The 21,623-nt window shown below is 68.3% G+C and carries 20 protein-coding genes and 1 rRNA gene; 10 read left to right on the plus strand and 11 right to left on the minus strand.

Features of this window, described 5'->3' with window-relative positions; translation table 11 throughout:
- Window positions 1-23: 23 nt before the first annotated feature.
- The 8 genes from rrf (at window position 24) to V6D00_08080 (ending at window position 8,553) form a co-directional block, all read left to right on the plus strand.
- Window positions 24-139, plus strand: a 5S ribosomal RNA gene (gene rrf / locus V6D00_08045).
- A 184-nt stretch (window positions 140-323) separates the two neighbouring features.
- Entirely contained in the window at window positions 324-902 is a 579-nt protein-coding gene (locus V6D00_08050) for a GNAT family N-acetyltransferase (GenBank protein HEY9899118.1), read from the plus strand.
- Entirely contained in the window at window positions 899-1,687 is a 789-nt protein-coding gene (locus tag V6D00_08055; GenBank protein HEY9899119.1) for a biotin--[acetyl-CoA-carboxylase] ligase, read from the plus strand. Before V6D00_08050 ends, V6D00_08055 begins: the two co-directional genes overlap by 4 nt.
- Window positions 1,688-1,775: 88 nt before the next feature.
- Window positions 1,776-2,036: a hypothetical protein gene (locus V6D00_08060; GenBank protein ID HEY9899120.1), complete on the plus strand. Its 261-nt coding sequence runs from the start codon at window positions 1,776-1,778 to the stop codon at window positions 2,034-2,036.
- A gap of 178 nt (window positions 2,037-2,214) precedes the next feature.
- A complete protein-coding gene (locus tag V6D00_08065; GenBank protein HEY9899121.1) occupies window positions 2,215-3,633 on the plus strand; it encodes an MBL fold metallo-hydrolase in 1,419 nt (472 codons plus the stop codon).
- A 53-nt stretch (window positions 3,634-3,686) separates the two neighbouring features.
- Entirely contained in the window at window positions 3,687-5,300 is a 1,614-nt protein-coding gene (locus V6D00_08070; GenBank protein ID HEY9899122.1) for a SpoIIE family protein phosphatase, read from the plus strand.
- Window positions 5,301-5,316: 16 nt separating this feature from the next.
- Complete coding sequence (locus V6D00_08075; GenBank protein HEY9899123.1) at window positions 5,317-6,921, plus strand: SpoIIE family protein phosphatase; 1,605 nt, start codon at window positions 5,317-5,319, stop codon at window positions 6,919-6,921.
- A gap of 21 nt (window positions 6,922-6,942) precedes the next feature.
- The gene (locus V6D00_08080) at window positions 6,943-8,553 is read left to right on the plus strand and encodes a SpoIIE family protein phosphatase (protein HEY9899124.1); all 1,611 of its coding nucleotides are present in this window, start codon (window positions 6,943-6,945) and stop codon (window positions 8,551-8,553) included.
- 3 nt (window positions 8,554-8,556) lie between these two features.
- Here V6D00_08080 and V6D00_08085 read toward each other — a convergent pair whose 3' ends face one another.
- Complete coding sequence (locus tag V6D00_08085; protein HEY9899125.1) at window positions 8,557-8,898, minus strand: DUF2614 family zinc ribbon-containing protein; 342 nt, start codon at window positions 8,896-8,898, stop codon at window positions 8,557-8,559.
- Window positions 8,899-9,074: 176 nt separating this feature from the next.
- On the opposite strand from V6D00_08085, the gene V6D00_08090 reads away from it, so the two are divergent.
- Both V6D00_08090 and V6D00_08095 read left to right on the plus strand, forming a co-directional pair.
- Window positions 9,075-9,689 (plus strand): MotA/TolQ/ExbB proton channel family protein, encoded by a 615-nt coding sequence (locus V6D00_08090; GenBank protein HEY9899126.1) that lies wholly within the window; start codon window positions 9,075-9,077, stop codon window positions 9,687-9,689.
- Between the two features lies 1 nt (window position 9,690).
- Entirely contained in the window at window positions 9,691-10,086 is a 396-nt protein-coding gene (locus tag V6D00_08095) for a biopolymer transporter ExbD (GenBank protein HEY9899127.1), read from the plus strand.
- A 58-nt stretch (window positions 10,087-10,144) separates the two neighbouring features.
- Here V6D00_08095 and V6D00_08100 read toward each other — a convergent pair whose 3' ends face one another.
- The 10 genes from V6D00_08100 to V6D00_08145 form a co-directional block, all read right to left on the minus strand.
- Entirely contained in the window at window positions 10,145-10,951 is an 807-nt protein-coding gene (locus V6D00_08100; protein ID HEY9899128.1) for a hypothetical protein, read from the minus strand.
- Between the two features lie 144 nt (window positions 10,952-11,095).
- Window positions 11,096-12,046, minus strand: a complete 951-nt coding sequence (locus V6D00_08105; protein HEY9899129.1) for an asparaginase — start codon at window positions 12,044-12,046, stop codon at window positions 11,096-11,098.
- Window positions 12,047-12,116: 70 nt separating this feature from the next.
- Window positions 12,117-13,433 (minus strand): S8 family serine peptidase, encoded by a 1,317-nt coding sequence (locus tag V6D00_08110; GenBank protein HEY9899130.1) that lies wholly within the window; start codon window positions 13,431-13,433, stop codon window positions 12,117-12,119.
- Window positions 13,430-14,755: a carboxypeptidase-like regulatory domain-containing protein gene (locus V6D00_08115; protein ID HEY9899131.1), complete on the minus strand. Its 1,326-nt coding sequence runs from the start codon at window positions 14,753-14,755 to the stop codon at window positions 13,430-13,432. Before V6D00_08115 ends, V6D00_08110 begins: the two co-directional genes overlap by 4 nt.
- Before the next feature lie 8 nt (window positions 14,756-14,763).
- Window positions 14,764-16,818 carry a transglutaminaseTgpA domain-containing protein gene (locus V6D00_08120; GenBank protein HEY9899132.1) on the minus strand — a complete coding sequence of 685 codons (2,055 nt, stop codon included), beginning with the start codon at window positions 16,816-16,818 and terminating at the stop codon, window positions 14,764-14,766.
- Window positions 16,808-17,908, minus strand: coding sequence for a DUF58 domain-containing protein (locus tag V6D00_08125; GenBank protein HEY9899133.1), 1,101 nt, complete (start codon window positions 17,906-17,908; stop codon window positions 16,808-16,810). Before V6D00_08125 ends, V6D00_08120 begins: the two co-directional genes overlap by 11 nt.
- An 80-nt stretch (window positions 17,909-17,988) precedes the next feature.
- Window positions 17,989-18,906 (minus strand): MoxR family ATPase, encoded by a 918-nt coding sequence (locus tag V6D00_08130; GenBank protein ID HEY9899134.1) that lies wholly within the window; start codon window positions 18,904-18,906, stop codon window positions 17,989-17,991.
- A 63-nt stretch (window positions 18,907-18,969) separates the two neighbouring features.
- Window positions 18,970-19,542: an aminodeoxychorismate/anthranilate synthase component II gene (locus V6D00_08135; protein HEY9899135.1), complete on the minus strand. Its 573-nt coding sequence runs from the start codon at window positions 19,540-19,542 to the stop codon at window positions 18,970-18,972.
- 121 nt (window positions 19,543-19,663) lie between these two features.
- Window positions 19,664-20,653, minus strand: coding sequence for a ketol-acid reductoisomerase (ilvC, locus tag V6D00_08140; protein HEY9899136.1), 990 nt, complete (start codon window positions 20,651-20,653; stop codon window positions 19,664-19,666).
- A gap of 153 nt (window positions 20,654-20,806) precedes the next feature.
- A complete protein-coding gene (locus V6D00_08145) occupies window positions 20,807-21,505 on the minus strand; it encodes a response regulator transcription factor (GenBank protein HEY9899137.1) in 699 nt (232 codons plus the stop codon).
- Window positions 21,506-21,623: the final 118 nt, after the last annotated feature.

Below are 21,623 nucleotides of genomic sequence, written 5' to 3' on the forward strand. Positions count from 1 at the left end.
GAAAGCGTCGTGCTCTACAAGTTTCTGGTGATTAGGCGGCTTGGTCCCACCCGTTCCCATCCCGAACACGGTCGTGAAACGAGCCAGCAGCGAAAATACTTGGCGGGTGACTGCCCGGGAAGATAGCCCATCGCCAGATTAATCAAAGCCTGTGCTAGCCGCAGGCGCTGCCTGTGCTAGCCGCAGGCGCTGCCCTCGAGGCGCCTCCCCCGAATGGGTCGAGGCGCCTCGGGCTTTTTGCGCCTGAGCCTTGAGGGCCGTGCTACGATCTTGCCATGAACGCCTGCGGCTCATGCGGCAGGAGAGTGGGAAGGAGGCCTGGATTGGAACATGCCGCCTTACGGGTCCCCTTGCAGGACCAGCGAGTCGCCCTGTGCCGGCACACGCCGGCGGACCTTCCCTGCTTCCTGGAGTGGCACTCCGATCCAGAGCTTGCTCGCCTGACCCGCCACGACCAGACCCCCCTCAAGCGCGAGCAGATTGCCACCTATTTCGAGACGATCGTACTGCCTAGCTCGGCTCAGGGCATGTGCTTCGGGATCGAGGCCACCGACGCCACGCCGCATCGCCTCATCGGTACCTGTTCGCTGACGGATCTCGCGCGCGAGACCGGCACCCTGCGGATCCTCATCGGGCCCCACGACTGCTGGGGCAAAGGGTACGGCACCGAGGCGGTCCGCCTACTGGTCGCCTATGGCTTCGAGCGCCTCAAGCTGCGCGAGATCGTGCTCGGGGTGTTCGACTTCAACGTTCGCGCCATTCGATCCTACGAGAAGGTCGGCTTCCGGCACGCCTCGACGATACGCCTCAGCAGGCCAATCGGCAGCCCTCCTGCCCATGAGTACCTGATGACCATCACGCCCGCCACCATCCGACGCACGAATCACGAGAGGTCCCTTTGAGCTTCGATCGCGCCGCCTATCATGCCCTCCTCGAGACGTGCTGGCTCGGCCAGGCCCTCGACCACCATCCCGAAATCGACTCGACCAGCGCCCACCTCAAGCGCGAAGCCCGTAACGGCTCCGCGCTCGAGGTGGGCCTGGCCGTGCTGGCCGACTCGCAGAGCGCCGGCTACGGCCAGCACGGGCGCAAATGGAGCTCGCAGGAGCAAAGCGGCCTCTACGTCTCGATCTGGCTGCCCGCCCACTATGCTCAGAGCCCCCTCACGCTGCTGGCGGGCGTCGCGACGGTCGAGGCGCTCCGGGCGCTGAGCGACCACGAGGGCATCGGCCTCAAATGGGTGAACGACCTGGTGGCCGAGCGCCGGAAACTGGGCGGCATCCTGGCGGAGATGGTCGGGGGACCGGCCACCCCCGGCGTTCGCCATGGCCTCATCCTCGGCATCGGCCTCAACCTGGCGGCCCAGGAGGCCCTGCCCGAGGCGATCGCCCTGGCCGATCTGGCTCCGGTCCCTTCCCGCGAGCAGCTCCTCGCTTCGATCGCCAATCGCCTGGAGCACTGGCTCGACCGGGTGAAAGCCGAGGGCGAGGAGGTCCTCTGCGAGCGCTGGCGCGCCTACTCGGTCACCCTCGGGCAGCACGTCCGCGCGCAGCTTCACGCGGAGACGATCGAAGGCCTCGCCGAGGACATCACCCGCACGGGGGCTCTGCGCATCAGGTGCGCGGACGGGACGCTGCGCGAGATCGCCAGCGGCAGCGTGCGGCTGGCGGACGGTCGCTATTGCTAGGGGCAAACCTGTGACGGATCGCATAGTGGCGCTCGAACGCCGAGCCTACACTGGAGATCGGTTTTTCCCTAGCAGAGAGGTGTTGCGCGTGTTAGCGATCCAGGCCATTGATATCGAGCGCTCGGACGACAAGGCCTACTGCGGGACGCTGGATTACCAGACGGTCTACCGCTCGGGCGTTCTGCTCTGGACCGTCGAGTGGCGCCAGACCCCCGAGGTGGTCGTCGAGTTCTTCCCGGGAGAGTCCTTCGAGGACGCCGAGCTGGTGCGCGATCACCAGACCCTCTTGATCCGCAGCCTCCTCGACACGCTCACCGAGCGCATGGGCCGAGAGACCCTCTTCACCTGAAAACCAACGGCCCAGTGCCCGCCACCGACTCATTGGGCAGAAGCGCCAAAAAGCTTCAGCACAAGCAACCCTCTAGCAAAGCGTCGAGTTGGGTATAAGGGGCGTACGGCCAGGTTGGCCGGAAGGGAATCGCGCCACACACCATCCATCGCTGCAACGTGCAGAGAGGAGGACGGCCATGCGGTTACACTTCCTGGGCGCCGCCCAAACCGTCACGGGATCCGCCTACCTGCTTGAAACCAACAAGCAGCGGTTCCTGATCGACGCGGGCCTCTCGCAAGGCAGCTCCCACTCGCACGAGCTCAACGCCCGGGCCCTGCCCTTCCACCCCCGCCACCTGGACGGCATCATCCTGACGCACGCCCACGCGGACCACAGCGGCCTCATCCCTCGCCTGGTCGCAGAGGGCTTCCGCGGCCCCATCTACGCGACGCCGCCGACCATCGACCTCTGCCGCATCATCCTGCCCGACGCCGGCACGATCCAGGAAGAGGACGCCAGGTCCGAGAACAAGTGGCGCCGAAAGCACGGCAAGAGCCTGCTCACCCCTCTCTACACCAAGCAGCAGGCCGAGCATGCCCTCAAGTACTTCGAGCGCCTGCCCTACCTGAAGCGCACCACCCTGGGACGCAACATCCGGCTGACCCTGCACGACGCGGGCCACATCCTGGGCTCGTCGATCGTCGAGCTCGAGGTCGAGGGGTCGCGCCTGGTCTTCACCGGGGACCTGGGCAACGTCAACAACCAGCTGCTGCGCAACCCCGCCACCCTTGCGCATGCCGACTACCTGATCACCGAGTCGACCTACGGCAATCGCTCGCACGGCCGCATCAGCGATCGCGTCGCCAAGCTCAAGGAGGTCATCCTCGGCGCCCGGGGGCCCGTCATCGTCCCTGCGTTCGCGGTCGAGCGCACGCAGGAGCTGCTCTTTGACCTGCACCGCCTCATCGCCCAGGGCGAGATCCCGCCCTTGCCCATCTACGTGGACAGCCCCATGGCCGTCTCGGCCACGGCCCTCTTCGAGAAGCACCCCAACTGCCTGGCACCCGAGATCCAGGCCATGTTCCGCGCGCGCTCGCCCTTCGAGATGCCGAACATCCACTTCATCCGCGAGGCGGAGGCCTCGGCCCGCCTCAACAAGATGAACGAGCCCTCCATCATCATCTCGGCGAGCGGCATGTGTGAGGGGGGCCGCATCCGGCACCACCTCTACCACCACCTGGCCCAGGAGGAGACGACGGTGCTCTTCGTCGGTTACCAGGCCGAGCGAACCCTCGGCCGGCGTATCCGGGACGGCGCCCCGCACGTCACCCTCTTCAACGAGACGATCCCGGTGCGCGCCCGGGTGGTCGCGATTGACGCCTACTCGGCTCACGCCGACGCCAACGGCCTGATGGACTGGATCGGCGCCTTCCAGGAGGCTCCGGCCCTGACCTTCATCACCCACGGGGAGCTGGCCGCTTCCGAAGCGCTGGCCGAGCGCCTGGCCGAGGAGCACGGCCTGATCTCCGTCATCCCCGCCCCGGGCGAGGCCTACGAGCTGATGCCCGCCTCCTCGAGCCTCTCGACCCTGCGCCTGCGCGAGGAAACCGCCTAGCCCCGATGTGTCAGGCTCCTCTGTGCTACGATAGGGGCCGGAGGAGCCTTAGATTGCCGAAGCAGAAATCCCTCCTGCGACCGAGCTTGCAGACGCGCCTCACCGTGGTCTTCCTCACGATGACGAGCATCCTGCTCGCCGCGTCCATCGGGATCTTCTACAACCGGGCGAGCCACGTCTTCCGCCAAGAGCTCCGCGGCCGCCTGATGTCACTGGCGAGCACGGTGGCCGTCCAGATCGATGCTCCCGACCACACCCGCATCGGCCAAGAGGGCGACCCGACCTACCAAAAGGTACGGGAGCTCCTCCTGCGCGTCATGAGCGTCAACCCGAACGTCCGCTACATCTACTCCATGAAGGTCGACGGCAAGGGAACCTGGCGCTTCGTGGTGGACTCGACCGCTCCGGAAGACGAAGCCCACTCCGACTTCGGCGAGCCCTACACCGGTACGGGCACCGAGAGCATGTTCGCCGCCGCCGTGGCTCCTTCGGCCGATCAAGAGTTCACCGTCGACCAGTACGGCACCTGGCTCTCGGGCTTCGCCCCCATCCGCGACGCGAACGGCAAAGCCGTCGCCATCCTCGGCGTGGACATGAGTGCCACCGAGGTGCTCAACGAAGAGCGCAAGCTCGTCTGGATCGCGCTCGTCATCCTGCTCGCGGGCCTCGCCTTCGCGCTGGGGATCAGCGTCTGGCTCGCCCGCATCCTCTCCAAGCCCATCTCTCAGCTGGCCGAGGGTACCCGCAAGGTCTCAGAAGGGGACCTTACGATCCGCGTCCCGGCCGCACGCAGCGACGAACTGGGCGATCTCGCCCGCTCCTTCAACGCCATGACCCAGGCGATCGCCCAGCACCGCGACGAGCTCAAGGAAAACGAGCGAATGATCCAGGAGCTCGCCACCGCCCGCAAGATCCAGCAGGCCATGCTCCCCACCGAGGCCCCCAGCGACGGGGCCCTCAACATCGACTTCTACCTCGAGACCTCCACCGAGGTCGGAGGCGACTACTTCGACTTCCTCCCCGTCGAAAAGAACAAGCTCGCCCTGGTCATCGGGGACGTCACCGGCCACGGAGTGCCCGCCGCCCTCCTCATGGCCGTCATCAAGAGCTGCCTCCACACCCAGGTCCTCACCGACTTCCGCGTCCCCAACGTCATGGGCATCGCCAACAACATCCTCCACCAGGGCAGCTTCGAGCGCCGCTTCATGACCTTCTTCTACTCGCTCCTCGACACCGAGACCGGCCGACTCGCCTACGCCAACGCCGGTCACCCCTACCCCTTCCACTACCGCAGCGCCCAGCGCACCGTCGAGATGCTCGAGATGGCCTCCTATCCGCTGGGGGTGCGCGCAAGCATGCCCATCCAGGAGCAAGAGGTCACCCTCGACCCCGGCGACGTACTCGTCTTCTACTCCGACGGCATCATCGAGGCCAAGAACGCTCACGGCGAGGAGTTCGGCTTCGAGCGCATGGAGAAGCTCATCCTCGACCACGGCGATCTCAGCGCCGGTGCCCTCAAGGAAAAGCTGCTCGCCTCCTGGCGCAAGTACGTCTACGACGGCACGCAGCCTCTCGACTACCAGGCCGTCAAGGCCGACCGCGCCGACGACGACATCACCATCGTAGTCGTCAAGTACGCCCCCGCAATCGCCTCACTGGAAATCTAACCCCCCAAGGAGCCCCATGTCCCGGCCTACCCTGCTGCGCCCCAGTCTGCAGACCCGCCTCGCCCTCATCTTCCTCGCGATGACCGCCACTCTGCTGGCGGGGACCCTCGGAATCTTCTACGCCCAGACAAGCAACGTCTTCCGCCAGCAGCTCCGTGAGCAGCTCAAGGCGCTCGCCGGTACCGCCGCGCTCATGGTCGATGTCGACGCGCACCAGCGCGCCCGATCCGAGGGCGATCCCTTCTACCAGCGCTTCCATGGGCTCTTGCGCCGGATGAAGGAAGCCAATCCTGGCATCGGCTACATCTACACCATGCGCCAGGATGCGAGCGGAAGGTGGCACTACCTCATCGATTCGGCAAAGCCTGGTGAGCCCGGTCACTCGGCCTTCGACCAGCCCTACGACGGCACCGGCTATCGGACCATGGACCGCGCCCTCACGCACCCCGCCGCCGATCGCAAGTTCTCCACCGACACCTTCGGCACCTGGCTATCGGGCTTCGCCCCCATCCGCGACGCGAGCGGCAAGACCGTCGCCATCGTGGGCGTCGACATGAGCGCCGCAGACGTCCTGCACGAAGAGCGCCGCCTGCTCGAAACCGCGCTTGCCATCTTCATTGCCGGCCTGGCCTTCGCGCTGGGGACCAGCGTCTGGCTCGCCCGCATCCTCTCCAAGCCCATCGCGCAGCTGGCCGAAGGCACCCGCAAGGTCTCCGAGGGCGACCTCTCGATCCGCGTCCCGGCCGCCCGCAGCGACGAGCTGGGCGATCTCGCCCGCTCCTTCAACGCCATGACCCAGGCGATCGAGACCCACCGCGACGAGCTCAAGGAGAGCGAGCGCATGACCCAGGAACTCGCCACCGCCCGCAAGATCCAGCAGGCCATGCTCCCCGCCGAGGCCCCCAGCGACGAGGCCGTCAACATCGACTTCTACCTGGAGACCTCCACCGAGGTCGGGGGCGACTACTTCGACTTCCTGCCCCTCGGCGACAACAAGCTCGCCCTGGTCATCGGTGACGTCACCGGCCACGGCGTGCCTGCCGCCCTGCTCATGGCCGTCATCAAGAGCTGCCTCCACACCCAGGTCCTGACCGACTTCAGGGTCCCCAACGTCATGGGCATCGCCAACAGCATCCTCCACCAGAGCAGCTTCGAGCGCCGCTTCATGACCTTCTTTTACTCCCTTCTCGACACCGAGACCGGCCGCCTCGCCTACGCCAACGCCGGCCACCCCTACCCCTTCCACTACCGCAGCGCCCAGCGCACGGTCGAGATGCTCGAGATGGCCTCCTACCCTCTCGGCGTCCGGCCCACCCTGCGCGTGAAGGAGCAGGAGGTCACCCTCGAGCCCGGCGACGTGCTCGTTTTCTACTCCGACGGCATCATCGAGGCCCAGAACGCCCGCGGCGAGGAGTTCGGCTTCGAGCGAATGGAGAAGCTCATCCTCGAGAACGGCCACCTCAGCGCCGAAATCCTCAAGGAAAGGCTGCTCGAGACGTGGCAGCACCACGTCTACGACGGCACGCGCCCCCTCGACTACCATGCCATCAAGGCTGCTCAGGCCGACGACGACGTCACCATCGTGGTCGTCAAGTACGCGCCGCTCGCCCCCCTGTGCTAGGATGAGGGCCGGAGGAAAGTCATGAAGCGGATTTCCTTGCTGCGTCCCAGTCTCCAGACCCGCCTCGCCCTCGTCTTCCTGGGCACGACCGCCCTGCTGATGGGAGGCACCCTCGGGATCTTCTACGCGCAGGCGAGCAACGTCCTACGCCAGCAGCTCCGCGCGGAGCTCAGGGCCCTCGCCGGCACCGCCGCCAACCTGGTCGACGTCGACGCGCACCAGCGCGTCAAGGCCGAGGGCGACCCTGCCTACCAGCACTTCCATCATTTCTTCCGCCGGATCACCGAGGCCAACCCGGGCATCGGGACCATGTACACCATGCGACAGGACAAGAACGGCACCTGGCGCTTCATGGTCGACTCGGCCAGCCCCGGCGATCCCAGCCGGGCCTCGTTCAACGAGGCGTACACCGGCACCGGCAGCGACACCATGGACCGCGCGCTGGCACGTCCATCCGCCGACCGCACGTTCTCCACCGATGCCTTCGGCACCTGGCTCTCGGGCTTCGCCCCCCTCCGCGACGCGAGCGGCAAGACCGTCGCCATCGTGGGGGTGGACATGAGCGCCGCCGATGTGCTCAACGAAGAGCGCAAGCTCGTCTGGATCGCGCTGGTCATCCTGCTCGTGGGCCTGGCCTTCGCGCTGGGCATCAGCGCCTGGCTCGCCCGCATCCTGACCAGGCCCATCGCGCAGCTGGCCGAGGGCACCCGACAGGTCTCCGAGGGGGACCTCACGATCCGCGTCCCGGCCACCCGCAGCGACGAGCTGGGGGATCTCGCCCGCTCCTTCAACGCCATGACCCAGGCGATCGCCCGCCACCGCGACGAGCTCAAGGAAAACGAGCGAATGATCCAGGAGCTCGCCACCGCCCGCAAGATCCAGCAGGCCATGCTTCCCGCCGAGGCCCCCAGCGACGAGGCCCTCAACATCGACTTCTACCTGGAGACCTCCACCGAGGTCGGAGGAGACTACTTCGACTTCCTGAGCGTCGAGCAGAACAAGCTCGCGCTGGTCATCGGCGACGTGACCGGCCACGGCGTGCCCGCCGCCCTGCTCATGGCCGTCATCAAGAGCTGCCTCCACACCCAGGTCCTGACCGACTTCAGGGTCCCCAACGTCATGGGCATCGCCAACAGCATCCTCCACCAGAGCAGCTTCGAGCGCCGCTTCATGACCTTCTTCTACTCGCTCCTCGACACCGAGACCGGCCGCCTCGCCTACGCCAACGCCGGCCACCCCTACCCCTTCCTCTACCGCAGCGCCGAGCGCACGGTCGAGATGCTCGAGATGGCCTCCTACCCCCTCGGCGTCCGGCCCACCCTGCGCGTGAAGGAGCAGGAGGTCACCCTCGAGCCCGGCGACGTGCTCGTCTTCTACTCCGACGGCATCATCGAGGCCCAGAACGCCCACGGCGAGGAGTTCGGCTTCGAGCGAATGGAGAGGCTCATCCAGCTCCACGGCCACCTCAGCGCCGAGGCCCTCAAGGAGAAGCTGCTCAAGACGTGGCAGCAGCACGTCTACGAGGGCACCCGCCCCCTCGACTTCCAGGCGATCAAATCGGACCGGGCGGACGACGACATCACCATCGTGGTCGTCAAGTACGCGCCGGCCCGGAGGTTCGTGGAGGCCTAGAGCTCAGGGCTTCTTCGCACCCAGCTTGAGGGGCTTCTCGCAGTTGAAGCAGGGGAAGTTCGTCACCTGCTGGAGGATCTGGTTGACCTCTCCGCAGCTGGGGCACTTGATCTGGCGCGTCTTGGCGCCGATCCCCGTGTAGATCCTGAAGGCGCCGTAGCCCACCAGGAAGAGGGCCATCAGGGTCATGGTGACGCCCGCCTGGCGCAGGAACTCGTTGCCCAGCCCGAAGCCCAGCCCCAGGACGCCGAGCCCGAGCACGAGGGTGACGACCCCGCCGGAGACGCGGCCGACGCCGGGGCTGACGAGATCGAAGCGGGTCTTGGGTTCGTCGGAGTTGGCCACGAATGTTCCTCGAAGGTCGGTGGGGATCGATCCTCGTATTCCCTCGTCCGATCCGTTTTAATCGGGTCGCGTCCGGTATGATGGGAGGAGCGAAGGGCCTATAATAGAACCTTTGTCGCCCATGTCTCGTCTTGGAATTGCCCAGGCCCCAGAGCACCAGCCTCGAAAGGAGTCCCATGTTCCGCTTGATCGCCTTGATCCAGACCGGCGGGTGGATGATCATCCCCATCCTCCTGGCCTCGATCGTCACCGTCGCCTTGATCTTCGAGTGCGCATGGATGCTCGGCAAGTCCCGCAAGCGCTTCGAGGCGTTCCTCATGAACCCCCAGGGCTTCCAGCCCATCCATCCCGGCGAGCGCCCCGACCCCGTCTCGACCCTCATCGCCTACCGCCTCGCCAACCCCAAGTCGAGCGCCGAGGAGGTCCGCGCCTACGGCGAGGTGGCCTTTGGCCCCGTCGATCGCAAGGTGGGCTGGCTCCAGGTGATCGCCGCGATCGCCCCTCTGCTCGGCTTGCTGGGCACCGTCTCGGGCATGATCCAGAACTTCGGCCTGGTCGCCTCGACCCGCCCGACCAACCCCCTGGCCCAGCTCTCGGCGGGCATCTCGGAGGCGCTGGTCGCCACCGCGGGCGGTCTGGTCGTCGCCATCATCGCGGCCATCGGCCATCACTGGCTCTCGAACCGGGTGGACGCCCTCATGCTGAGCGCCCAGGGCGCCGTGACCGACCACGAGCCGGATCGCGGCCCCAAGCCCCGCCGCGGCATCGAGGAGGCCAACTTTGGCTCGTAGCATGCGCCGGCGTCGAAAGGCGACCACCTTCGAGGTGGTGCCCATGATCGACGTGTTCATGATCATCACCCTCTTCCTGATGGTGATGGCCTTCCTGCCGCAGATCTCGGACTCGCTCCAGGCCGAGCTGCCCTCGAGCCAGACCGCCGAGAAGAGCCCCCCCTCGATGGTGGTGCAGCTGACCAAGGACGGGGCGATCCGCTTCCAGGACCAGGTCGTCGAGCCCGCCACCCTGCAGGCCAAGCTCAAGGAGGCCGTCACGGCCAAGCCCGACACCGCCGTCATCATCGCGGCGGACAAGAGCATCGCCTACGAGAAGGTCGTCACCCTCATCGACCAGCTCAAGACCAGCGGCATCAAGCGCCTGGCGCTCGCCACCGCCCCCCAGGGGCAGTAGCCTCGACGCGCGAGGGGCCGGGACGGTACTGCCGTCCCGGCCCCTCGCGCGTGTCACCCTACTCGGCGCTGAGGGGGGTGAGCTTCACGTCCTTGTAGGCGACGTAGTTGCCGTTGGAGACCAGGGCCATGCCGTGCTTCACGTCCTTGATGAAGGTCGGGTCCTGGATCAGGGTCTGGAACTCGTCGTTGAGCCAGAGCTTGAGGGTGCCGGCCTTGGTGTCGACCTCGGTCTTGAAGGCGATGGGCTCGTTGACGGCCAGCGATCCGGTGGCCATCAGGTCGAACTTGCGGTAGACCTCGGCGTTCCACTCGTCGCCGGGCGTCAGGCCGTCCACGAACCATACCTCGTAGAGGTTGTTGACCCGCTCCACGATGGCGTAGTGGGTGGTGTCGAGGTAGTAGGGGATGATCGCGACCACCCCGGCGGGCGCCCCGGCGATGATCGAGGCGCTGGCCGTGACGGGCCGGTAGGCGAAGGCCGTCGCCTCGATCCGGTACTTGCTGGGGGCCTGGCCGTCGGCCATGCCGAAGCCGTCGCCCTTGTAGCGCTGCATCATGAGGGTGGCGGTGGAGACCTGCTGCTGCTGGCGGTACGCGCCGTCGATGGCCGCCCAGCGCCCGGCGGCCCAGCGGGTCGAGAAGCGCTGGTCTCCCGTGGTCGGGTCCTCGAAGACCGGGGCGGTGCCGCCGCTGAAGTCGAGGGTGGTGGTCCTGGAAACGAAGGGCTCGGTCCGCAAGGGTGCCGGCCTGGGCTTGGTGTCCTTGCCGGGGTTGTTCGGCGCCACCATGCAGCCGATCAGGCCGATGCACACCGCCCCGACGGCGACCGCCAGACCCCGGGGCATCCGAGAGTGTCCTGCCATGATCGTCCTCCTATTCCGACTGAGGAACGTGGAAGTAGATCCCCCATCCCTCGCTTCGTAAGCGGACGGGGCGATTCGGACCCATGGTAGGCGCGTCGATGGCTCGGCCGTGAGTGCAGGCCGCCCAAGAATCGGCTGTTGTAACTAGCGAGCGGGAATTGCGGCCCGGATACTGCCGACCGTCTCTGCGCGGCGGTTCTTGACCTCGACGACGGCCAAAGGCGCGATCGCCTCGGCCTTCGGGTCAAGCACCCCCTGCCGCGCGAGCATGGCGACCACCACCGGGGGGATCGCCCGGCGGTTGCCGTCGGCGATCTTCACGGCCCAGCCGAGGCCCGTCACGCGGTCGGCCCCCGCGTGGATCGCCTCGGCCCCGGCCTTGGCCACCAAACGGCCGTTCGCGGCCTCCATCAGCTGGGTGTCGAAGCGCCCGGGGCCCGCCACCAGGCCGGGATGGCGGGCCATGGCCTCGGCGATGGGGGAAAGCGAGGGGTCGCGCACCAGGCGCGAGAAGGCGATCGCCAGGGACGGGAGCGGCAGGCGCCAGGCGGGCACCCCGCAGCCGTCGACGCCGGCCGTGAGCGAGGCCGGCTCAAGGCCCGCGATCGCGGCGAGCGCATGCCGGATCGCCACCTGCAGGGGATGATCCAGGCGATCGTAGGTCGCGAGGTCCCAGCCCTGGTCCGCGCACAGGGCGAGCATGGCCGCGTGCTTGCCCGAGCAGTTGTTGTGCAGGGCGGTCGGGGCCTCGCCCCGGCACAGCATGGCCTCGGCCGTCGGCTCGTGCAGGGGCGGGTGGGCCCCGCAGCGCAGCATGTCGCTCGACACCCCGGCCTTGTCGAGGATGGAGCGCGTGAGCGCCACCTGCTCGGGGGTCGCGCTGTGGGAGCTCACCGCGATCGCAAGCTCCGCCTCGCTCAGGCCGAGCCGGCTCGCCGCCCCGGACGTCACGAGCGGAATGGCCTGGAAAGGCTTGAGCGCCGAGCGCACGAAGACCGTGCCGGGCTCGCCGTGGGCCTCAAGCACCTTGCCCCCGGCGTCCACCAGCACCGCCCAGCCGTCGTGCCAGCTCTCCTCCCAGTCGCCCCGCGTCACCCGTGCTAAGCGAGCGAATCTCTCCGTCACCGGCTATTCCCCCCGTCGTGGTCCACAAGTCGAGCGAAGGTCATTGCACCGCTCCTCCCGCCTGGATCAGTCCCGCTCCGAACATCGCATCGAGCCCCGCCGGCGCCATGTCCATGGCACTCTTGCGCAAGGCCGTCATCACCTGGGCCGGCCCCCAGTCGGGGTGGGCGCTGAGCATCAGGGCCACCACCCCCGACACCAGGGGGGCTGCCATGGAGGTGCCGCTCGCGTAGCCGTAGGGGTAGTCGTAAACCTTGTCGGGGCTGCGGAAGCGCTGCGGCAGGGTCGAGAGGATGTCCACCCCCGGGGCCGCGATGGTGACGAAGGGGTTGAAGTTGGAGAACTCGGCCCGCGAGTAGACGTCGGCGCCGTTCGCGTCCTTGTCCCTCCGGATGGCGGCCACCGAGATCACCCCGTCGATCGCCCCCGGGTAGCTCAGGGGGTTGCCGCTCAGGGCCTCGTTGCCGGCGGCGGCCACCACCACGATCCCCGCCCCGAGCGCCCGCTTGATGGCGTCCTCCTCGGCGCGGCTGTACTGGTTGGACCCCAGGCTCATGTTGATCACGCGGGCCTTCTTCTCGATGGCCCAGTTGAGGCCCTGGATCAGGCTCGCCGTCGTGCCGCCCTCGACCCCGAGCACCCGGATGGGCATCACGCGGCAGCCGGGCGCGACCCCCGCGATCCCCAGGCCGTTGTTGGCCCGAGCCGCGATGATCCCCGCCACGTGCGTGCCGTGGCCGAAGTCGTCGTCAGGGTTGGCCACGTCCTCGCCGGCCATGAAGTTGCGCGCGTTCGCCTTGTCGAGCCCGCCCACCAGGTCCTCGTGGGACATGTCCGCCCCCGTATCCAGCACGGCGACCGTCACGTCCGCCTTGCCCTGGGTGCGATCCCAGGCGTCGAGGACCTTGGAGACGCCAAGGCCCCACTGACCGGGCAGGCCCTCGCGCACGACCTCATTGATCCTGGGGTTCGCGGTGTAAAGCGGGTCGGACGGGGGCCCGGCCTGGATGCTGCGCTCCGCGGGCCGGAAGCCTCCCACCATCTGGGTCGAGAGCCGACGGTTGACCTCGGTGTAGGCCACCGAGCGCATCCCGCGATAGCGATCCATCTGGGCGCGCTCCTGGCCCACGGGGACCGCGACGCGCCACAGGCCGTCCATCAGCTCCGTGGTCTCGGCAGCCCCCATGGCCCGGAAGACGGCCATGGCCCCCTCGGGCCGGATGTCGGGGCGGAACCGGACGAGCAGCTGGCCGGGCACGTAATCGCCCGTGGGCTCGGCCACCGGGAACAGGCCCGCGGGCTGGCAGGCGGCGAGGGTGGCCATCGCGCCGGCCAGCAGCAGCACGCGCGCTCTCATCGCGAGAACCTCATCCCGCTCGTCACCGACTCGAAGCGCCGCTGGCGATACGGCTGGACCTTGGGCAGGTCCGCGCGCAGATCGCTCGCCTTTCGCGCGTAGCCCGAATCCGATCTGAGGGCATGCACCGCCCACGAGTAGCTCGCCTGCGGGAAGAGGATTCCACCGTTCAGGTCGTTGTCCCAGAAACCCGGGTAGCGGATGCTGGTGCCCGTGGTGTAGCCCCGCCACTTGGCCTGGGCCGTCGGCGCCCCCGTGTTCTCCAGCACCTCCACGTAGTAGCTGTGCGCGTCAGGCACGGGGTTCCAAGAGAAGGTCGGGCTGGAACCCGCATTCGGCTCGCTCGCCGCCGGAGCCGTCACCTTGGGCGGCGCCAGCAGGGGCAGCGACACCTTGGCCGACGCGTTGGTCGTCACGGTCGCGGAGCTGGCCGTCCTGAGGGTTCCATCCGTCCCCTCCGCCTTGGCCGCGACCACGTACTTGGCCGTCTCGACCCGGGGCACGCGCAAGGGCTGGTTGGAGCTGACGCCGCGGGCGATCGGCACCGCGCCGAGCATGCCGAAGTCCAGGGAAACATCCGTCTGGATGGTGGGCGCCTTGACGGAGGCCAGGTTGTCGTACTGGACCATCATGTCGAGGAAGGGCAGGTTCTGCACCTTCACCGTCGCGGTCGCCGTCATGGTCGAGCTGCCCGGCACCGTGGGCACGTCGATCATGCGATAGCCGAAGGACTCATAGTTGAAGGGGGCGCTGCCCACCGGGCCACCCGCGATCTGGCCCCCAGCGAGCACTCCCGAGAAGATCGTGCCGGAAAAGCCCGCATCGACGGGAAGCGCGAAGGCCCCCTCGACATTCGTATTGCTCGACATCCCGGCGCTGATGCTAACGTTTCCGTTGGCCGTCAGGGGACCTCCCTCGTGGGTCTGGAGGAGGGCCGTCACGTTCAGGGTGCGATGGGGCAGAGTGCCCGAGCTCGCGAAGATCGGGTCGATGTAGTAGGTGTCCCCGTCCGCCAGCTGGCCGAGCTCGTAGGTCACCGACGTGTAGCCGGCCCGCGAGAGCGAGACGCTGCGGCCCCCCGTCATGTCCCAGTACAGGCTGAAGTTGCCCTGGTTGTCCGTGTTGGTGGCGCTCCAGGCGGCCATGACCGTCGCCTTGCCGATGGGCAGGCCCGTCTGGCTATCCAGCACCCGCCCGGTCAAAGGCCGCCCGAGGCCGGGCGCGAGGCCCGGCATGGTCGGCGACAGCAACAGCAGGTCGCAACCCGAAAGCAGGGTGGCGACCGTGAGCGCGCTGGAGATCAGGGCGAACGAGGGCTTCATGCTCCCCATCATACCCGGTTCGAGCTGCTCGAACGCTTGTGGTGATCGCGTAGCAGGGAGGCGATCGCCTCCACGCGCCCTTCGAGCGCCGCGCCGTCAGCGTCGCCGAAGCGCGCCGCCTCGTAGGCCCGCACGAAGGCCTCGGCCTCGGGCCCGATCGCCTCCCATGCGGGCTCCTGCCGCAGCCGAAAGAGCACCTCACCCGGGGTGTCCCCCTCGCGCACCGGAATCCCCTCGCGAGCGACGAGCGCCACGAAGCGCCGGTAAGCCCGGGTCGGCGCGAGCTCGGCCCCTGGCCGCGGGCGGCCGAGCCACCACACCACAGCGCCGAGCGAGGCGAAGGCGGCCCCGAGCGCGATCGCCACCCCCAGGCCGCCCCTGAGCCATCCCAGCAGCTCGCGCCACGGCAGCTGCGCCTCCTGCTGCGAGAGCAGCATGGGATCACCGTTGCCCGGCGTCGGATCGAAGGCCGCCCAGCCCACCCCCGGGAAGAACGCCTCCACCCAGGCGTGCGCGTCCGAGGTCTTGACCTCGTAGAGCCCGGTGAAGGGGTTGTAGTTGCCCGGAAGATACCCGGTGACCAGGCGCGTCGGGATCCCCAGCTCCCGCCCCATCAGGGTGAGCGAGGTGGCGAAGTGCTCGCAGTACGCCTCGCGCCCGGGCTGCTCGAACAGGAAGTAATCCACCGTGTCCGCCCCCTCGGGGAAGGGCGGGATGTTCAGGTTGTAGCGGTAGTTCGTCCTCAGGTAGCCCTCCAGGCGCTTGAGCGCCGTGTAGGGATCCGGGGCATCCCCCGCCACGCGCCGGGCCAGCGCTCTGGTGCGCGGCGTGAGGCTCTTCGGCACCTCGAGGTAGGGCGCGAGCAGGCGCTCCTCGCGCGAGCTGAGCAGGCGCGCGTTTTTCAGCCACTCGGTCCTGTAACCCGCCAGATCGACCACCGCCGTGTAGTACAGGTCCGACTCCAGCGCCAGGGGGCTGCGCAAAGCGCCGTTCACGTCCCGGAACAGGATGCTGCTCGGGAAGTACAGGTAGCGCGCACGCTCCGGCATCAGGACCAGGTTGGTCTGATCCTTCGCCACGAAGAAGGTCACGATGCCGCTGGTGCCCGAATCGTGGCCATAGCGATCGCCCCCCAGCTCGAACGGCAGGCTCCCGATCGACATGGTCGACACGTCGTTCGGGGCGAACATGCGCCAGCTCTTGCCGTCATAGCGATCGTAGGCCATCCCGCGCCAGTACTGCCGGCGCGGCGAGCGAACCTTGAGGGCGATCGCGTCGCTCAAATGTCCCCGGTAGTTGAGGTCCAGCTCCTCGGCGAAGCCGTAGTACGCCTGGGGATTGACCTTCCCCCCCTCGCCCGAGCCCTTGCCCACCGGGTAGGCCGGGTTCCTGACGCGCGGGTCCAGGTGCGACGGCAGCGAGATCATGGTGGAGACCGGCAGCTGCTTGATGAAGCCCCCCTCGCTGCGCGGCACGACCAAAAACAGGATCATCCCCAGGAGCATCACCGCCCCGAGCGCTCCTCGCCAGTACCGGCGCGCCGCATGGCCCGCGAAGGGAGCGCGAACCCCGAGCTCCGAGGCCATGTCCTGCTGCCCCCACCACAGCCCCACGGCCGCGTAGGCGAGCAGGAAGATCCCAAACGTCATGTCCAGGCTCAGGGTCGCCGTCGCCACCAGCAGGATCGCGCCCACCATCTGGGCGATGCGCAGGTTGTGCCGGCGCGGCAGGTCGTAGGCATTGAGCACCTGCAGCCACAAGAGCAGCTCCGCCAAAGGCAGGCGGGTGTCCTGGAGGTTCAGGACCAGCTCCTGAAGGAAGCGCCACAGCAGGTACAGCATCCCGACGGCGAGGCCGGTCTTCACCCAGCGCGAGCTCTTGCCCTTCTCGCGGTGGGAGAACCAGCAGCCCGCCAGGCACAGGGCCACCCCCGCCAGGTACCAGCCGTTCGGGTTCACGCTGTAGAGCGCGAGCATGCCCACCGAAAGCGAGGCCGCGCTCGCCAGGCGCAAGCCCAGCAGCGGGTCCGTGGGGTCCAGCAAGGCGAACGCCCTACGCGCCATGGCTGCCTCCGAGCGCCCGGCGCACATCGCCGCCCACCGGGCAGGGGATCGCCCGCGCCGGGGGCGTGCCGGCCCCCACGTAGACGCGCAGCGAGGCGAGCTCGCCCCCCGCGTCGCTCGAGGTCACCAGGACCGTGGCCTTCTCGTGCGCCAGGACGCGCGCGATGGGCTCCTCCAGCGGCCCCGCGAGGCGGGCCAGCCAGTCGAGCTGACCGTCCAGGTCCTGCACGCTCGGCTCTCCGGCCTGCGAGAGCAGGCGCAGGGAGATGCCCCGCTCGTGGGCGTAGGCGCAGAGCGAGGCCGTCACCGCGATCGCATGCTCGAACGTCTCGGCGTCCGGGGCCGAGAGGTCCAGCGCGAGCCGCACGCCTGGGCGCGCGGCCTCACCCTCGCTCTCCTTGACCCGAAGCTCGCCCGCCTTGGCCGTGGCGCGCCAGTGGACCGTTCGCAGGGGGTCTCCCGAGCGGTAGTCGCGCACCGTCCGGGTCAGCTCCGAACCCTGGTCGCTGACGGCGCTCGACGCGTCGCCCTCGACCGCATGGCCCGCGGGGAACCAGGAAAGAAACGGCAGCTCCACCGTGAAAGGCCGCACGAGGACCTCGCCGGGCAGCGGAAAGGAGCGGTGGACGGCCCCCATGCCGTGGGCGGGCGCCTGCACCACCAGCTCGGGCAGGGAATGGGCGCCCCGGCGGGGGGTCGGGAAGCGGATCGCCACCCGGGCGCGATCGCCGGGCGCGAGGGTCTCGACGAGGGCATGGCCCCACCCCTCGGGCACCAGGCTACCCCGGACGAGCCACCAGGGGCGGCGCGATCCGACCGGCCGAGCGAGCAAGCTCAGGTAGTGCCGGTCGCCCCGGCCCGGGTGAGAGAGAAGGACGGTGCACTCGACGGCTGCCCCAGCGATCGCGCGCTCCGCGAGCCGGACGGTGACGCGCAGCCCCCGCAGGCTCAAGGCAGCCCGAGCGAACCCGACGACCCCGAAGGCCACGAACAGGAAGCCCAGGGCGTACAGCCAGCCCACGCCGACGTTGACCGCGGCGAACAGCGTCGCGGCCGCAATCATCACCAGAACCAGCGCGCGCCCCGTCAAATCACCTCCCCCCCCCGCACGCCTCCTCCCCGCCCCCCGGTGGGGCGGGGTCGGGGGTGGGGGGATTCAATCAAGTTCCGCTATACCGGAACCGGCACCCCCGCCAGCAGCTCGTCCAGGAGCGCCAGCCGCCCCTGCCGCGAGGGCCTGCCCGCGAGCACCAGCCGGTGCCCCAGCACCGCGCGCGAGAGCACGCGCAGATCATCCGGCGTCACGTAAGCCCGGCCGTCGAGGAAGGCATGCGCCTGCGCCAGCCGCTGCCAGACCAGGTTGCCGCGCGGGCTCAGGCCGAGCAGGATCTGCGGGTGGTTCCGCGTCTCGTTCGCCACCCGCACCATGTAATCCCGCAGGCTCGCATCCACCTTCACGGCGTGCACCTCCGAGCGCCAGGCCAGCAGCTCCTCCGGCGTCACCACCGGCGCAAGCTCCGCCTCCTCGGCGCGGGCCCAGTGGCCCGAGAGCAGCTCGCGCTCCGCCTCGGGCGACGGGTAGCCCAGCGACAGCATCACGGCGAAGCGATCGAGCTGCGCCTCCGGCAAGGGGAAGGTGCCGTGGAACTCGACCGGGTTCTGGGTCGCAATGACGAAGAAGGGACGGGGCAGGGGGTGGGACTCGCCGTCCACCGTCACCCTTCCCTCCTCCATCGCCTCGAGCAGGCTCGCCTGGGCGCGGGGCGAGGCCCGGTTGATCTCGTCGGCCAAGAGGACGTGCGCGAAGGCCGGGCCCGGCACGAAGCGAAAGGAGCCCGCCTGCGGGTTGAAGACGTTGGTCCCCGTGACGTCCGAGGGCATCAGATCGGACGAGAACTGCACCCGCCGGAACACGCCCGCGATCGACTGGGCCAGGGTCTTGGCGAGCAGGGTCTTCCCCACGCCCGGCACGTCCTCCAGGAGCACGTGCCCTCCGGCCAGGAGCGACGTCACCACCAGCTCGAGGGCCCGGTCCTGCCCGACCACGGCCTGCCGCATGTTCTCGATGAGGATCCTGGGATGGGCCACTCGCGCCTCCGGTAGGGATCCCCCGCCCCCTGGTGGGGCGGGGCTAGGGGTGGGGGGATAAAATCAAGTTCCCTGGACGCTCAATCCGAGGAAATTCCGCAGCAGGTCGTGGCCCGCCGCCGTCAGGATCGACTCAGGGTGGAACTGAACCCCCTCGAACGCCGGCAAGTCCCGGTGCCTCATCCCCATGATCAGCCCGTCCTCGGTCCAGGCCGACACCTCCAGGCACGCGGGCAGATCCTCGCGCGAAACGATCAGCGAGTGGTAGCGGGTCGCCTCGAAGGGATTGGGCAGGCCCGCAAAGACCCCCTTGCCGTCGTGATGGATCATGGACGTCTTGCCGTGCATCAGGTACGGCGCCCGGATCACCCGCCCCCCGAAGACCTCGCCCATGCTCTGGTGACCCAGGCAGACCCCCAGGATCGGCACCTTGCCCGCGAAGTGCGCGAGCACCGCCTTCGAGATCCCCGCGTCGTCCGGCGTCCCGGGGCCCGGCGAGATCACGATCCGCTCGGGCGAAAGCGCCTCGATCGCCTCCAGGGTCAGGGCGTCGTTGCGGTGAACCGAAACCTCTGCCCCCAGCTCGCCCAGGTACTGCACGAGGTTGTAGGTGAACGAGTCGTAGTTGTCGATCATCAGGACCAAGAGAGGGCTCCTTCCAGGCTTGGGTAAGAGCGCCTAAAAAAACCAGGCATGTTACGACCGTTGGCCGCCGTGAGCGGCTCGGCGGAACAGTTTTGTTGGGCGCTCTCAGCTACTATACCCTTGCGAGCCAGGGCATCATCGCCCGCAGGCGCGCGCCGACCTCCTCGATCGGATGGGCGTCCTCGGCCGCCCGCTCGGCCGCGAGCGAGGGGCACCCATTGGCGCTCTCCGCGATCCAAGCCCGGGCGAAGCTCCCGTCCTGGATCTCCGAGAGCACGGCCCTCATCTCCTGCTTCACCCGCGCGTCGATCAGGCGCGGGCCCACCCGGTCGGCCCCGTACTCGGCCGTGTTCGAGATGAGCCGGCGCTGGCCCGCGAGCCCCTCGCGCTGCAGCACGTCGATCACCGCCTTGAGCTCATGCAGGGAACTGAAGTAAGCCACCTCGCTCTGGTAGCCGGCCTCGACCAGGGTCTCGAACGAGGCCTTGATCAGCGCGTTCACGCCCCCCACCAGCACCGCCTGCTCCGCGAAGAGGTCCGTCTCGGTCTCCTCCTTGAAGGTCGTCTCCAGGATCCCCGCCCGGTGGGCGCCCAGGCCCTTGGCGTAGGCCAGGGCGAGCGCCATGGCATTACCACTCGCGTCCTGGTGCACGGCCACCAGGCACGGCATTCCGCCGCCCTCGGTGAACAGGCGCCGCACCGCGTTGCCCTGGCCCATGGGAGCCGCCAGGATCACGTCCACGTCCGAGGGGGGCCGGATCTGGCCGTACTGGACGGCGAAGCCGTGGGCAAAGAAAAGAGCGTCGCCCGCCGAGAGCCGAGGCGCGATCGCCCCCTCGAACAGGGCCGGGATGCGCTCGTCCGGCACCATCACGGCGATCGCGTCGGCCTCGTCGCAGGCCTCTTCGACCGTCATCACCCGCAGGCCCGCGGCCTTGGCCCGCGCCCACGAGGGCGAGCCCTCGTACAGGCCCACCCGCACGTCGAAGCCGCTGTCGCGCAGGTTCAGCGCGTGGGCATGGCCCTGGGCCCCGTAGCCGATCACGGCGATCCGCCGCCCCGTGAGCGGCGCGACGTCGGCGTCGTAGTGCATCACACCCATGAACGTCTCCTAAAAATAAACCCCCCGCCCCCCGGTGGGGCGGGGACGAGGGCCTAACGAAACTGTTCCATCTAGCCGCTAACAGCGGCCAAACTCAACACATGCCTGGTTTTGTTAGGTGCTCGGGGGGTGGGGGGATCTCATCCAAGTTCATTATGCGCTCTTGATCGTGTACCCGTGCCGCGCCACCGTCAGGATGATCTGCGGGTTGCCGGGATCCGCCTCGATCTTCTGGCGGATGTTCCGGATGTGCGTGCGCACGATCTCCGAGTTCCCCACGTTGGGCGGGTACGCCAGCGCCTCGACCAGCAGCTGCTCGGCCGAGACCACCTCGTCCGAGTGGGTCATCAGGTGGCCCAGGATCGAGAACTCGCTCTTGGTCAGCTGGATGGCGCGATCGCCCACCTGCGCCTGGTAGTTGCGGCGATCGAGGCGCAGGTTGCCGATCTGAAGAGCCTCGGCGACGGGCCGGGTGCCGGTGACCGCGCGCCGCAGGTGCGCCTGGATGCGGAAGACCAGCTCGACGGGATCGAACGGCTTGGTCAGGTAATCATCGGCCCCCTCGCGGAAGCCCTGGTACTTGTCGAGCTGCTCGTCCTTGGCCGTCAGCATCAGGATCGGCACCTGGTTGAACTGCGTCTGGGACCGGATGAGACGGCACAGCTCGATGCCGTCCATCCTGGCCATCATCACGTCGGTCAGCACCAGGTCGGGCGTCTTGCGGTTGATGGCGTCCCAGGCCTCCTCGCCGTTGCCCACGGCGGTGACCTCGTAGCCCTCCTTGCCGATGATGACCTCCAGCAGCTTGCGAAGGTTCGGCTCGTCCTCGACAACCAGGATTTTTGCACTCACAGGCGACTCACTCGCTCTCTCGTCGGAACCCGAAACGATACGGTCGAATCCTTTTGTACCCCGCCGTTCCGGCACACTACCAGAGGTAGGTGAAGGGAAGCTGAAAGTCCGTAGAAAC

The organism is Pantanalinema sp. (assembly GCA_036704125.1).
Classification (GTDB): domain Bacteria; phylum Cyanobacteriota; class Sericytochromatia; order S15B-MN24; family UBA4093; genus JAGIBK01.

Coding starts and splice junctions, on each gene's coding strand:
- V6D00_08075 (HEY9899123.1), top strand. CDS start 5,317: ATGTCCCGGCCTACCCTGCTGCGCCCCAGTCTGCAGACCCGCCTCGCC.
- V6D00_08095 (HEY9899127.1), top strand. CDS start 9,691: ATGCGCCGGCGTCGAAAGGCGACCACCTTCGAGGTGGTGCCCATGATC.
- V6D00_08065 (HEY9899121.1), top strand. CDS start 2,215: ATGCGGTTACACTTCCTGGGCGCCGCCCAAACCGTCACGGGATCCGCC.
- V6D00_08135 (HEY9899135.1), bottom strand. CDS start 19,542: ATGATCGACAACTACGACTCGTTCACCTACAACCTCGTGCAGTACCTG.
- V6D00_08115 (HEY9899131.1), bottom strand. CDS start 14,755: ATGAAGCCCTCGTTCGCCCTGATCTCCAGCGCGCTCACGGTCGCCACC.
- ilvC (HEY9899136.1), bottom strand. CDS start 20,653: ATGGGTGTGATGCACTACGACGCCGACGTCGCGCCGCTCACGGGGCGG.
- V6D00_08090 (HEY9899126.1), top strand. CDS start 9,075: ATGTTCCGCTTGATCGCCTTGATCCAGACCGGCGGGTGGATGATCATC.
- V6D00_08080 (HEY9899124.1), top strand. CDS start 6,943: ATGAAGCGGATTTCCTTGCTGCGTCCCAGTCTCCAGACCCGCCTCGCC.
- V6D00_08110 (HEY9899130.1), bottom strand. CDS start 13,433: ATGAGAGCGCGCGTGCTGCTGCTGGCCGGCGCGATGGCCACCCTCGCC.
- V6D00_08120 (HEY9899132.1), bottom strand. CDS start 16,818: ATGGCGCGTAGGGCGTTCGCCTTGCTGGACCCCACGGACCCGCTGCTG.
- V6D00_08100 (HEY9899128.1), bottom strand. CDS start 10,951: ATGGCAGGACACTCTCGGATGCCCCGGGGTCTGGCGGTCGCCGTCGGG.